Origin of the sequence: Pedobacter sp. MR22-3, assembly GCF_026240075.1 — a bacterium.
GTDB lineage: Bacteria > Bacteroidota > Bacteroidia > Sphingobacteriales > Sphingobacteriaceae > Pedobacter.
Map to the genome: position 1 here is coordinate 80,032 of NZ_JAPIVF010000008.1, position 14,105 is coordinate 94,136.

Consider the following 14,105-nt stretch of genomic DNA (forward strand, 5'->3'; position numbering starts at 1 on the left):
CTTACATCAAGCCCTTTTTGAACTAATTACAACACAAAATGAATAAATCCCTTTCTGAACAGGAAACAAAAAAATATAGTTTAGTCATCTGGAAAATACTGATTACCGGAATAGCCTTATTTGCTATTTTTATTTCCATGATCGGCTTAGGCCTTTTCGGCGAACTGCCTTCTTTCCGTGATATTGAGCACCCAAAAAGCAATCAGGCATCAGAAATTATCGCTGAAGATGGTCGCCCGCTTGGAACCTATTTTGTACAAAACCGTTCGAATGTTACTTACAAAGATATTTCTGAAAATGTAATTAACGGATTGATCGCAACTGAAGATACCCGTTTCAAAGAACACTCCGGAATTGATTTCAAACGTACCTTTACCATTATTGGTTATAACCTGATCGGGAAAAAGCAAGGTGCCAGTACCATCACCCAGCAGCTGGCCAAAAATCTTTTTCCAAGGGAATCAAATCTTAACTTCTTCTCGCTGGTGCTGACTAAATTCAAAGAGTGGATTGTTGCGGTTAAACTGGAGCGAAATTATACCAAAGAGGAAATCATCACCATGTATCTGAATACCGTGGATTTTGGTAACCAGGCTTATGGAATTAAATCTGCAGCAAGGGTGTACTTTAACACCACTCCTGATAAATTAACGTTAACCCAAGCCGCTACACTTGTTGGGATGCAAAAGGGGATTACGATGTACTCTCCTACCCGGCATCCGGAGCGTTCAAGAGACCGCAGAAATACGGTAATGGCCATGATGGTAAAATCGGAATTGCTGAGCCCGCAGGAATTTGAAGAAGAAAAAGATAAACCTCTGGGCTTAAAATTTAATGCCGCCACCGTAAATGATGGTATCGCGCCATATTTCAGATCGGTTTTAAAGAACGATATCAAGACTATTTTTCAGGAACAGGGCATTACCAAACCTGATGGATCAGCATATGACCTGGATCGTGACGGACTGAAAATTTATACCACGCTCAATTACGATATGCAAAAATATGCCGAAGAAGCGCAGAAAGAATACATGAAGATCCTTCAGGCACAATTTTTAGCCAGCTGGAAAGGCAGAAATCCATTTAAAGGCAAAGATTTACAGATTCAGCAGGGCATCAGAAGATCTGACCGCTATAAGGCCTTAAAGCTGGAAGGAAAATCGGATGATGAGATTAGAGATGATTTTAATACCAAAACCGAGATGACGATCTTTACCTGGAAAGGCAATGTAGATACTGTAATGAAACCAATTGATTCTGTACGCTATTACAAAATGTTGCTGCGTAATGCCATGATGACCATGGACCCTACCAATGGCCATGTTAAAGCCTGGGTTGGGGGAATTAATTATGAGCACTTCAAATACGACCAGGTGAAAATGGGCACCAGACAAGTGGGTTCAACCGCTAAGCCTTTTACCTATGCTGTGGCTATTGAAAACGGTTATTCGCCTTGCTATACTGTACCCAATGTTCCGGTAACCATTGATGGTTATGGAGAACCATGGACACCCAAATCTTCCGGAAAGCCACTCGCAGGAAGTATAACCCTTCAAAAAGCATTGGCTTTTTCACAAAACTATGTGACCGCATACCTGATGAAACAGGTTGGTCCGGTAGCGGTTTCTACCCTGGCCACTAAAATGGGGATTCCGAATGTTCCGGCTTACCCTTCCATCGCATTGGGTACGTTTGATTCTTCCATTTATAATATGGTGGGCGCCTATGGCGCATTTGCAAACAAAGGCGTGTACACCAAGCCAATTTATTTATTGAAGATTGAAGATAAAAACGGTGTGGTGTTGTTCTCGCAAAAGGAAATACCAAAACCCATTATGAGTGAGGAAGTGGCTTACGTGATGACCAGAATGCTGAAGGGCGTGGTTTCCGGTGGTACAGGTTCGAGGTTAAATTATAAATATAAAGTAAACGCACCTATAGGTGGAAAAACCGGAACCACACAAAATAACTCCGATGGATGGTTTATGGCCATTACCCCTCAGTTGGTCACCGGTGTATGGACAGGTTGTGAAGACCGGGCTTTTCACTTTATCAGTACCAGCCAGGGTGAAGGTGCCAATACAGCCCTTCCTATTTTTGCAGGCTTTATCAAACGGGTTTATGCCAATCCGGCCTTAAAAATCAGTCATGCTGATTTTGATGTCCCTAAATCAGGTGTTTCCATTACCTACGATTGTAACCAATATCAGCAACAGCAGGAAGATACCAATCCGGAATTGGATGAAAAATTAGGTTTTTAATCTTTCATGGCTTCATTACGCCTGAAAATTATTTATAATCGCCATCATTGCTGAGCAAAATTAGTTCCTGATCCTTTTTCAGGAAAATTTTATCTGATCACCCTATTATTGAAAGCATGAGCAGTTTCGACCATAAAACAGCATTAACCGCTATTCCGCATAAACCAGGCGTTTACCAGTACTGGGATGCGGACGGAAAGTTAATGTACATTGGCAAGGCAAAAGACCTTCGAAATCGTGTGGGCTCCTACTTCAATACCGATAAGCAACAGTTTAATGGCAAAACAAGAGTATTGGTTTCTAAGATCAGGAAAATCACTTTTACCATTGTTGATACTGAGATTGATGCCTGGTTGCTGGAAAACAGCCTGATTAAAAAACATCAGCCTAAGTTTAACATCAACCTGAAAGACGATAAAACCTACCCCTGGATTATCGTAAAAAATGAACAATATCCCAGAATTTATTGGACCAGAAAGGTCATTAAAGATGGTTCAACCTATTTTGGCCCCTATGGTTCCATTGGAATGATGCATACCATCCTGGACTTAATTAAGGAAACCTATCCGCTAAGAACATGCACCTTACCCTTAAACGATAAAAATATTGCCGAGGGGAAATTCAAAGTTTGTTTAGAATACCAGATTGGAAATTGTAAAGGTCCGTGCCAGGCTTATCAAACAGAATCTGATTATGATAAAAACATAGGTGAAATTAAGGAGATTCTGAATGGAAAAATAGGCAATGTCATCCGTGATGTAAAAAGCATCATTAAATCGGCTTCAGAGGACTTAAATTTTGAGCTGGCACACCAATATTCCAGAAGGCTACAGGTTTTAGAAAAATACCAAAGTAAATCGACAGTTGTAAACAGTGCCATTACCAATGTAGATGTGGTGAGTATTGCTTCTGATGAACGCTATGCCTTTGTCAATTACCTTAAGGTGATGAACGGAACCATTATTCAAACCCAAACCATCGAAATCAAAAAGCAGCTGGATGAAAGTGATGATGAATTATTAATTACGGCCATGCTGGAGTTCAGAACCAAATTTAACAGTACATCAAAGGAAATCATTGTACCATTTGAACTTTCACTCGAGGATGAAAACCTGAAGTTTACCGTACCTAAGCTGGGTGAAAAAAAGAAGTTACTGGAACTTTCTCAAAATAATGTGCTGTTCTTTAAAAAAGAAAAGCTGAATCAATATGAAAAGCTAAATCCAGATTTAAGGACTGACCGTATTCTTACCACCATGCAAAATGATTTACGGTTAACCCAACTGCCAAAGCATATTGAGTGTTTTGATAATTCAAACTTTCAGGGCAAATATCCGGTTTCGGCCATTGTGGTGTTTAAAGATGCCAAGCCATCCAAAAAAGATTACCGCCATTTTAACGTAAAAACAGTTGAAGGACCAAATGATTTTGCAACAATGGAAGAGGCTGTTTTTCGCCGCTACAGGCGCATGCTGGAGGAAGATCAACCCTTACCACAGCTCATCATTATTGATGGTGGTAAAGGACAGCTTTCATCTGCAGTGAAAAGCCTTAAATTGTTAGGAATAGAAAATAAAGTTACCGTGATTGGTATCGCCAAGAGACTGGAGGAATTATTCTATCCCGGTGATTCCTATCCCCTATATCTAGATAAGAAATCAGAAACCTTAAAAGTTATTCAGCAACTTCGGGATGAAGCCCACAGGTTTGGTATCACCTTCCATAGGAAAAAGCGTGACCAAGGCACATTGAAAACCGAGCTTGAACAAATTGAAGGTATTGGCAAAACCACCGCTGATAAATTATTAACCCATTTTAAATCGGTTAAAAAGATTAAAGAAGCGACGGAAAAAGAGCTGGCAGAGATCCTGAACAAGAAACAGGTTATGACGCTGCTCAATCATTTCAAAGAAGTTTAATCATCGAACGAGTAGCCGTAGAAAAGATTAACATAATATTAATGTTTCCACAGTCTCGCTTCCATACTTTTTCTATAAATTGGGCATGTTAACACCAGCAAACATTCATCCCCGATTTACATGAATAACAACATCCTGGCTGCAATGACCAAGCTTTTATTGGGCACATTGTACTTTACTGAAACAGAAAGCACTTTTACAGTGACCGACTGGGGTAAAATCCCGCCAACAGAATTATTATCCAAAATTGCAGCCCGACATCATTCTGATGCATCTCATTTAAAACAAATCAATCCTGCTGACTTTTTTGATCGTCTGGTATCGAAAGTGGATGCAGCTGATGCACCCATGGTTGAAAACGCGCAGAAAATCCAGAAGTTCTACACCTATTTAACGGAAAACCTCTCCAGTATCCAGGTAATCAGGGTAGAAGGCAACAGCAAAATTCCTGTACTTATTACCGGATATCTTGCAGATGGCACCTGTGTGCTGATTGAAACATTTGCAGTAGAAACCTAAAATCAATCCCATCAATTACATACACCCCATTAAAAATGAAAGCATTAAAAAAATTAAGCTTAATGGCCGTTTTGTGCCTTGGCCTTGCTGCCTGTAAAAAAGAAAATCAGGTTCAGCCAGAAACGGTTTTATTTGAACAAAAATTAAACAGTAAAGCAGTTGCATCCGGTGAGCAGTCTATCGTTGCCGGTTTTCCTGAAAATTTCGAATCCGGCAACAAAACCAGTTATACCACTGCTTCTGTAACATTAGGCAGTGGCAGCTGGAGCCTGAACGATGCCCTGATTGGTAATCTTGCCGCTGACGCAAAAAATGGAAGTCAATCTGTACGCATACGCAACACCGGTATTTTGAGTATGAATTTCGATGTAAACGGTGCCGATGCAGTAAGTATTGCGCATGCCAGGTATGGCAGCGATGCCAGCAGTACCTGGCAGCTTTGGTATTCAATCAATGGTGGTTCCAGCTGGCAGCAATCGGGCAGTACAGTTACCAGCAGCAGTAGCACATTGTCTACCATAACTTTTAACACGGCAATTTCTGGTAATGTTCGTTTTCAGATCCGCAAAATCAGTGGCGGTACAGCGCGGATAAATATAGATGATGTCAGCATTTCTACTGGTGACGGCGGTACCACAACCCCACCTACCACAACCCCGGGCGATAATAGTTACCTTTTACTTGGAAACCCAAGTAATGCTGTTGCCAGTATATCCAATCCTGAAAATTACTTAATGGAACGCACCTACTATACCAGTTCTTACAGCAAAAGCAGGGCTACTCCAAATTGGGTAAGCTGGCATATCGGATCATCCGATTTAGGTTCTGCATCACGCCAGGATGATTTCAGATCTGATAACACTTTACCTTCAGGCTGGTACGAAGTATCAAACAGCAGTTATTCAGGTTCGGGTTTTGACCGCGGTCACAATTGCCCTTCGGCAGACAGAACATCTTCAGTTACCGCAAATTCTTCTACTTTTTTAATGAGTAATATGATGCCACAGGCACCTAATAATAACCAGGGTCCATGGGCTGATCTTGAAAATTATACCCGTTCATTGGTGACAGCAGGTAATGAGGTTTATGTGATTTGCGGTTCTTACGGATCAGGCGGTACAGGAAGCAATGGCGGCATTACCTATACTATTGATAATGGCCGGGTAAATGTACCATCCAACACCTGGAAAGTGATTGTTGTATTACCAAATGGCAACAACGATTTAAATCGGATAACATCTACCACAAGGGTAATTACAGTAAATATGCCAAATACAAATGGCTTAAATACCAACTGGAAAACTTATCGTACAACTGTTAATTCGATAGAAACGGCAACAGGTTATGATCTTTTATCAAACGTGCCTACAGCTATTCAAAATGCAATTGAATCTGTAACTGATAACCAATAGCGATCTTTATGGATCGGAGAAATGAAAAGCATATCAAATAATGCTAAAAAATGAGTTCATTTCTATTCACTAAATCTTTATCTGAAAACGAGATAAGCGTGAACAAAAAAGGCTTCGAAAATTTTCGAAGCCTTTTTTGTTTTAATATTCCCAAAGTCCCTGTTCGTAATCCAGAACAGACTTTTTAATTCTTTCAGACTCGTATAACCTTTGTTTTGGGTCTGCAATGATATCCCGAAGCTTGTCATCACCTGGATTAGATTCTTTAACGATGTAGCTGAATAAACGATGAATAAAGAAATCATCGAAATTCAAAGTAGAGACATCATTATTGGTGTTTACCAAACGTTTCTTGGTTAAGATTTCCCTGGCCCTTGGGATTGATGGCGTCCTTCGCTAAAGCCTCTGCTTTGTTAAAGTTGGTTAGCAAATGTAGAAAAACCCTAGTCTAAACGAGATGTTAACACGATAGTTTGAAAGACTGAAATTAAGGATCTTAATCATCTTAAGAAATTACATGCGCCCTGTTTATTTGTAATAATTTAACCAACTCGTCTTAACTTAGCAGCATTTGCTTTTCTTTCAGCACCAATAAACTTGCGAAAGGAATTTCAACCGGACCACCCAAATTATCAAAACTGGCCCAATACAACCATCCGGCAATCCATTATTTTTGGTGAAAATCAAAAACAAATGGAATTCTACCATCTTCTTGAGAAAATAACTGGAGACAATAAAATCCATGCCAAATGGCTTAATACCCTATCTTTCATGGAGAATGCTGGAGCACGAAAAATTTCAGCATGTGAACATCCAAACACTGTAAGTTTAGTTCAACTAAAACATGCTTGTGAAGAACATCGCCACGCCTATTATCTCAAAAAACAGATTGGTAAGTTGGGTAATTTGCTGTGCAGCACTTATAAACAACATGAACTACTGGCACCTGTTGCAACACAACAATACCTTCATGCGCTTGATATTAAAGCTTGCAGGTATTTACAACATCACTTCAATTTAACAAAGGAAGAATTGAAATATGCTGCCTATCTCTTTGTAACCTATGCAATTGAAGTTCGTGCCGATGAATTATACCCCATTTATCAAGATGTTCTTACCAAAATGGCCTCAAAAATTATGGTAAAATCAATCATTATGGAAGAAGAAGGACACCTGGAAGAAATGATTGAACAACTTAATGGGTTTTCTGAAGATTGGAGAACCCATGCAGAACACATCTTACAGATGGAAACAGAACTGCACACCCGGTGGATCAATGCCATTATTGATGAATTAAAGCCATTTAACCATGCTTAAAAGTTTTGATCGTTTTCAGGCAGATCTTAATCAAAGAAAAACTGAAGGAACTTTGAGGATATTAAAACCAAAGGCAACCGGAGTAGATTTCTATTCAAACGATTACCTCGGATTTGCGAGGAATACAAAGCTTCAAAATTTACTACTGCAACAAATTATCGCCAGCCCCCAATTATTATCGGGAAGTACAGGTTCCAGGCTGATAAGCGGAAACAGTGCTGACGTGACGGAAACAGAAAAATTTATCGCAAATGCACATCAATACGAATCTGCATTATTATGCTCCTCCGGATATGAAGCCAACCTAGCCTTATTTTCTACATTGCCTGAACGGCATGACTCTGTTATTGTTGATGAAAAGATCCACCGTTCTGTGCACGATGCCTGTAAAATGTCTCACGCCAAAAAAATAAAGTTTAATCATAATCAGCCTGAACATTTAGAACATATTTTAAAAAGGCAAAACGGGAGTTGCTATGTTGCAATAGAGAGTCTGTATTCGATGGATGGCGACATTGCACCTATTCAGGAAATTTCCAGAATTACAGAAAAGTATGGTGCTTTCCTGATTGTTGATGAAGCACATGCTTTTGGAGTTTTAGGCTATGGATTGGTTGATCGATATCAGCTTCAGCATAAAACTTTGGCAACCGTTATCACCTACGGGAAAGCGCTGGGCGCACATGGCGCAGCTATTTTATGTAATGAACTGATCAAATCTTATCTCGTCAATTTTGCTTCTCCTTTTATCTATACCACCTCCGCTCCAAACCTCCATTGGGTGGCGATAAAAACCGGCTATGACTTTTTAAAAACAGAGGCTGATTCGTTATTAAAACTTCAGGATAACATTAAAATTTTCAGGGAGCAGAAATTATCAGCTCCATCAGCAGAAAACAGTCCCATTCAAGCTGTTCTCATTCCGGATTGTAATCGATTAAAACGCCTGCAGCAAACGCTATCAGATGAAGATTTTTTGACCTATGCGGTTTACAGTCCGACTGTAAAACAAGGTACAGAACGCCTGCGAATCTGTATTCATAGTTTTAATACAGAAAGGGAAATTACCGCACTTACCAGCATGATCAGAAAATTTAGATAACAAAAATTAAAAACAGTTTTACCAGGTAAAAAACATGAAATTATTCATCACCGGAATAGGGACAGAAGTAGGAAAAACAATCTGTGCAGCCATTTTAACGAAATATTTTAATGCCACTTATTGGAAACCCATCCAATCTGGCGATCTGGATCATACCGACAGCATGAAGATTAAAGCATGGGCAGGTGAATATGTGATTATCAACCCCGAAAAATATCTCCTGAAACTTGCAGCATCACCACATCAATCTGCTGCCAAAGAAGGAATCTCAATTCACACAAATGACTTTGTACTCCCTGAAAATTCTGAACGCCTCATTATAGAAGGTGCAGGAGGATTAATGGTTCCGATTTCTGATCACGAATTTATGATCGATCTAATTGTAAAATTAGACCTTCCTGCTGCACTGGTAGTAAAAAATTACCTGGGTTGTATCAACCACAGTTTATTATCAATAATGGCCATAAACCAAAGAAAAATTAAGCTGCAATATTTGATTTTAAATGGAAGTTTCCCCGAAGCTACCGAACGGGTTATCTGCAATTTTACAGGAGCCGAAACGAAAATTATAAAAATTCCCCACATCAAAAAAATCTCAGAACAAAGCATAGAAAGTATATCAAAAAAAATTGAAAATTTATGATAACGGATCAGAAAACAATCGTTAGAAACAACTGGACTAAAGGTGAAATAGAAGAAATTTACCATTTACCCTTATTGGACCTTATTTATAAAGCCGCCACCGTACACCGTGAATGGCATAATGCGCAAGAAATACAAATCTCTACCTTACTATCTATAAAAACAGGTGGCTGTCCGGAAGATTGTTCTTATTGCGGACAGGCTGCCAGGTACCATACCAATATTAAAGTTCAGGCTCTATTACCTACAGAAACCGTAATTGCACATGCCCGGAAGGCAAAAGAAAGTGGTTCTTCTCGTTTTTGTATGGCTGCCGCCTGGAGAGAAGTAAGAAATAACAGCGATTTTGATCAGGTAATCGATATGGTAAAAGGTATTAACGAACTCGGTTTGGAAGTGTGCTGCACCCTGGGTATGCTGACCGAAGAACAGGCCGTCCGGCTCCAGCAAGCAGGTTTGTATGCCTATAATCATAACCTGGATACATCAGAACAATATTATCAGGAGATTATATCGACCAGAACTTTTGATCATAGAATTAACACCATCAATAACGTTAGAAAAGCTGGCATCACCGTTTGTTCCGGAGGAATTATCGGGCTTGGAGAAACCCACCAGGATAGAATTTCTATGTTATTAACATTAGCAACAATGCCACAGCACCCCGAATCCATTCCCATTAATGCACTAGCCAGGGTACAGGGAACACCGCTTGAAAATAACGAAAAAACAGATACCTGGGAAATGGTAAGAATGATCGCAACCGCAAGAATGATAATGCCTGCATCAATGGTTCGCCTGAGTGCCGGAAGAATTGAAATGACGGCGTTTGAGCAGGCCTGGTGTTTTATGGCTGGAGCAAATTCCATTTTTACCGGCGAAAGGGAAACTTTACTCGTAACACCCAATCCAGGTGTTTTAGAAGACATGCAAATGCTGCAAACCTTAGGTCTAAAGCCCATGAAAGTGGAAAAAGCTACCCTTTAAATAAGAAATACAGCATCTATCATTATGGGAAAATTATCAATAAAATGCTTATGAATTTAAGAGAACGAGACCGGGCCGTTAACTGGCATCCTTACACACAAATGAAGAATGCTGGGGATGCAATCCCGATTGTTAAGGGAAAGGGCGTTTATCTTTTTGATGACAACGGAAACCAGTATATCGATGCTGTTTCGTCATGGTGGGTTACGCTGCATGGCCATGCGCATCCTTATATTGCACAAAAGGTTTCCGAGCAGTTAAATATTTTAGAACAGGTTATTTTTGCAGGATTTACCCATGAACCAGCCATTAAACTTTCAGAAAACCTGTTGAACCTTCTCCCTGAAAACCAACAGAAGGTTTTTTATTCTGACAATGGTTCAACAGCTGTAGAAGTGGCGCTTAAAATGTGTATTCAGTACTCTTTTAATAAAGGCCTTAAAAAGTCTAAAATTTTAGCTTTTAAAAATGCTTACCATGGCGATACTTTCGGAGCCATGTCTGTAAGTGGAAGAAGTGTCTGGACGATACCCTTTGCAGAAATGTTGTTCGAGGTGATCTTTATTGATACACCAACGACTGAAAACCTGGAAAATTTAAAATCTCAAATTAAGGCCTGCCACCAGGAGCTGATTTGTTTTATTTGCGAACCCTTAGTTCAGGGTGCTGCCGGAATGTTGATGCACAGGGCTGAAGATTTGGATCAATTAATGCAATACTGCAGAGCACAGAAAATCCTAATTATTGAGGATGAGGTTTTTACTGGTTTCGGAAGAACAGGAAAACTATTTGCAGCTGATCATCTTTCCGTACAGCCTGATATAATGTGTTTTTCGAAAGGGTTAACAGGTGGAACTATTCCAATGGGCATTACCACTTGTTCAAATGAAATTTATAATGCTTTTCTTTCGGATGATCAGTATAAAACGCTATTTCACGGTCACTCTTTTACTGCAAATCCGCTAGCCTGTACTGCAGCTTTGGCCAGCATGGAATTGCTGTTGAACGAAGAGACTCAAAGTAATATTCAGCGGATTTCTGCGCAGCATTTTCAGTTTTCAACTGTTTTAAAACAGCATCCACAAATTGAAAATATCAGGCAAACCGGAACGATCTTGGCCTGGGAAATAAAAAATGATCAGCAAACTTCTTATTTTAATGAGATTGGCAAAAAACTGTATCATGAATTTTTATTACGCGGAATAATTATGCGTCCATTAGGAAATGTGATGTATCTCGTTCCACCTTATTGTATTACAGAGGCAGAACTGGATTTCATTTATCACAATATTTTAGATGTGTTAAACGGCTTTAATACAGCGTAATAAAGGACTAAAATTTAAATGTATAGTATTAACGCTATACTTTATAGGCCGTTTAAAAATATCAATTACAACCCTATCGCTACATAAAAAAAGGAGCAAATTAATCTGCTCCTTTTTTATGTTATATAATGCTCCCTTTTGGGCTAGGGCTTAATATTCCCAAAGTCCCTGTTCGTAATCCAGAACAGACTTTTTAATTCTTTCAGACTCGTATAACCTTTGTTTTGGGTCTGCAATGATATCCCGAAGCTTGTTATCACCCGGATTAGATTCTTTAACGATGTAGCTGCTAAATAAACGACGAATAAAGAAATCATCAAAACTCAAAGTAGAGGCATCATTATTGGTGTTTACCAAACGTTTCTTGGTTAAGATTTCTCTTGCCTCAGGATAATAAATCCAGAAAACCGGCTGCCATTGTTTCGACGATTCAATGTATTTCATGGGGGCAATACCCACAATACGCGGCTCAAAAATAGAACGTTTCACATCAAAAATCCAATCTTCTTTAATTCTGAATTTTAAAAAGGATTCAGGATTAAGGTCGTTAGCTACTGTCTTAACCGTACCTGCCTTGGAGTCTGTAACTTCAACTGTTCCTGAAGCCTGCATCATTGCGGTATCAGCAGCTAAAGGATTAGTAAATGCATCATCCTCATTATTTAAACTATCAAAAGGAGAATAAGCTGTAAGTTCTTCCGCTTTAACGGCAGCAATGATAACATCTATCAAACGAGATTTCGGTGATCTTAATACAGAATTTACAGTATCACGTAAATCGATCTCCCTCCAGATGCGTTTAGCATAAAAAACATCTTCTTCCCGTACATCTGCCAAAGGCACCATTTCTGTGCTATCTATATCCTTACGGGCATAAAAGCCATCTTTTGGCGGAACCTTCAGTTTTTTCTTTGCCGTTTTCACCGGAGCCTTTACAGTATCTGTTACAGTTGCTGCTGGAGCAGCTTTTTTTGGCGCCAGCTTTGTTGGCCTTTTTTGTGCAAAAACCAATGTAGTAAACAACGCAAAAACAGCAATACTTAAAATCCTTTTCATCTTATTCTTATTTAACCGTGAATGCCAATGAAGGTAATACATTCTGACGTCCGTCTGGACCAACAGAAACAATATCTTCAAAAAATACTCTTGTTCCCGGGGTAATGGAGTTTATTGCGGCTCTAACCGGACCTGCAAAACTTCCGCCGCTACCCGAAATCGTAACCGCATCAGAACGTGGTTTGATAATCGTTAACTTATAACGTTGAATTTTAAATTTCACATCAAAAGGAAAATCATCAAGGTCTGCTTCAATTTCACTTTCACTTTTCAGCTGAACGGATGCCACATCACCACCTGATCGTCCACCAACCTTAGCAATTGGTTTTGGAATGGCCTTCACCCTGAATTTTTGAGAACCCAGGCTAACGGTTTTACCTGCATTCGATGCGCTTACGTTAATAGAAACTTCCTGACCAACCTGACTACCCGCAAGGTTTACATTGTAGTTTCCGTTCGAGCCAGACATTGACCCAGCCGAGATAGAAGCCTTAATGCTCTCTAATGGAAATCCTGCTGCCGAAACCGTAAATGGGTTTGGAATACCAGCATAAATCACATTCATTTTGGTAGATGACACTGTTGCTGATGGTTTTGCCACCTGGTATTTCTGCGGCTGCGTTTTGTACTCTTTCACTTGTCCATCAGTTTGACGCACGCGAATGGTACCTACCCAGGTAAATTCACCTACACTTCCAGTCCCGCCAGTATATGTTCCTTTGCCTTCTTTAACCGACAATTTATTTCCGTTTACCGTAATATCAGGTGAAGACCTGGAATCACTGGCTGTTAAAAATACTTCAGCAGTATAAGGCTGGCCCTGGATTACATAGGAAGTTGGTGCCACAGCTACCGCAGCAAACTGATCAAGATTTACCTGAGCCTTATCCATATTTCCGAACAACTTCTTAACAACCTCGGCTTCAGCATTTTTAGTATCGGCCTGAAGTTTAGTTAAAACCGTCATTGCAGCGGTTAAAGGCGTACCCTCACCAAAATAAGTAGCCTGCCAGTTGCCTTTTCTCTTTCTTTCCGGATCTTTGGCTTCCAGTGAAAAAGCCACATTAGCCCGGTCTGCCGGATCAAGCAGGGAAATTAACTTCTCACGTGTCGCGTTGATTTTTGCTTTTAATTTATCGGCTTCCCCCTTATTGATCATGATATCCTGAGCAATATCCAGGTTATCCCTGTTAACCAGGTCGCCGGTTTCGGGATTTATGCCATCACCAGCCGAAGTAAATTGTTTTTTAATCCCCTCAATATAATTATTCAACTCATCTGCAGCAGCCTTGGCCTGCTGAGCCTTTTCATAGATCGGCTGTGCACGAGCAGGTTCTTCTTTCAATTTTGAATTTTCAAAAGCTGAGAAAAGTTGATTAATACTGGAGTTCACATTGTTTTTTGAAGTATCCAAACTATCATTGATATTTTTGAATGCATCTAAAACAGTATCTGATACGTTTAAGGCCAGCATCGCCAACAATACCAAATACATGATATTGATCATCCGCTGCCTTGTTGTTTCTTTTCCGCCTGCCATATTTATGTAGCCTTTTATTTAGATT

At 39.7% G+C, this 14,105-nt stretch carries 12 protein-coding genes; 9 read left to right on the forward strand and 3 right to left on the reverse strand.

Translation table 11 applies throughout. The features are described 5' to 3' along the window. Nucleotides 1–38 precede the first annotated feature (38 nt). The 4 genes from OQ267_RS19650 to OQ267_RS19665 all read left to right on the forward strand — a co-directional run bounded on the left by OQ267_RS19650 (nucleotide 39) and on the right by OQ267_RS19665 (nucleotide 6,111). A complete protein-coding gene (locus tag OQ267_RS19650) occupies nucleotides 39–2,261 on the forward strand; it encodes a transglycosylase domain-containing protein (protein WP_265837657.1) in 2,223 nt (740 codons plus the stop codon). Nucleotides 2,262–2,377: 116 nt separating this feature from the next. Further along, the gene (uvrC, locus tag OQ267_RS19655) at nucleotides 2,378–4,180 is read left to right on the forward strand and encodes an excinuclease ABC subunit UvrC (protein ID WP_265837659.1); all 1,803 of its coding nucleotides are present in this window, start codon (nucleotides 2,378–2,380) and stop codon (nucleotides 4,178–4,180) included. Nucleotides 4,181–4,300: 120 nt separating this feature from the next. Continuing rightward, a complete protein-coding gene (locus OQ267_RS19660; protein ID WP_088299487.1) occupies nucleotides 4,301–4,699 on the forward strand; it encodes a nuclease A inhibitor family protein in 399 nt (132 codons plus the stop codon). Between the two features lie 35 nt (nucleotides 4,700–4,734). Next, on the forward strand, nucleotides 4,735–6,111 hold the full coding sequence (locus OQ267_RS19665) for a DNA/RNA non-specific endonuclease (protein WP_265837661.1): 1,377 nt from the start codon (nucleotides 4,735–4,737) through the stop codon (nucleotides 6,109–6,111). 141 nt (nucleotides 6,112–6,252) lie between these two features. On the opposite strand, the gene OQ267_RS19670 is transcribed toward OQ267_RS19665, so the two are convergent. After that, nucleotides 6,253–6,492 carry a hypothetical protein gene (locus OQ267_RS19670; protein WP_265837836.1) on the reverse strand — a complete coding sequence of 80 codons (240 nt, stop codon included), beginning with the start codon at nucleotides 6,490–6,492 and terminating at the stop codon, nucleotides 6,253–6,255. Between the two features lie 312 nt (nucleotides 6,493–6,804). Here OQ267_RS19670 and OQ267_RS19675 point away from each other — a divergent pair, with 312 nt between their 5' ends. The 5 genes from OQ267_RS19675 to bioA are packed head-to-tail and all read left to right on the forward strand — an operon-like array spanning nucleotide 6,805 to nucleotide 11,484. After that, entirely contained in the window at nucleotides 6,805–7,428 is a 624-nt protein-coding gene (locus tag OQ267_RS19675) for a hypothetical protein (protein ID WP_265820120.1), read from the forward strand. Further along, nucleotides 7,421–8,530: an aminotransferase class I/II-fold pyridoxal phosphate-dependent enzyme gene (locus OQ267_RS19680; RefSeq protein ID WP_265837662.1), complete on the forward strand. Its 1,110-nt coding sequence runs from the start codon at nucleotides 7,421–7,423 to the stop codon at nucleotides 8,528–8,530. Before OQ267_RS19675 ends, OQ267_RS19680 begins: the two co-directional genes overlap by 8 nt. Nucleotides 8,531–8,564: 34 nt before the next feature. Continuing rightward, the gene (bioD, locus tag OQ267_RS19685; RefSeq protein ID WP_265837664.1) at nucleotides 8,565–9,173 is read left to right on the forward strand and encodes a dethiobiotin synthase; all 609 of its coding nucleotides are present in this window, start codon (nucleotides 8,565–8,567) and stop codon (nucleotides 9,171–9,173) included. Continuing rightward, entirely contained in the window at nucleotides 9,170–10,159 is a 990-nt protein-coding gene (gene bioB / locus OQ267_RS19690; protein WP_265837665.1) for a biotin synthase BioB, read from the forward strand. The genes bioD and bioB overlap by 4 nt, the downstream gene beginning before the upstream one ends. A gap of 50 nt (nucleotides 10,160–10,209) precedes the next feature. Continuing rightward, nucleotides 10,210–11,484 (forward strand): adenosylmethionine--8-amino-7-oxononanoate transaminase, encoded by a 1,275-nt coding sequence (gene bioA, locus OQ267_RS19695; protein WP_322974888.1) that lies wholly within the window; start codon nucleotides 10,210–10,212, stop codon nucleotides 11,482–11,484. A 150-nt stretch (nucleotides 11,485–11,634) separates the two neighbouring features. Here bioA and gldN read toward each other — a convergent pair whose 3' ends face one another. Next, complete coding sequence (gene gldN / locus OQ267_RS19700) at nucleotides 11,635–12,540, reverse strand: gliding motility protein GldN (protein ID WP_265837669.1); 906 nt, start codon at nucleotides 12,538–12,540, stop codon at nucleotides 11,635–11,637. Nucleotides 12,541–12,547: 7 nt separating this feature from the next. Continuing rightward, the gene (gene gldM, locus OQ267_RS19705) at nucleotides 12,548–14,080 is read right to left on the reverse strand and encodes a gliding motility protein GldM (RefSeq protein WP_088299494.1); all 1,533 of its coding nucleotides are present in this window, start codon (nucleotides 14,078–14,080) and stop codon (nucleotides 12,548–12,550) included. Nucleotides 14,081–14,105: the final 25 nt, after the last annotated feature.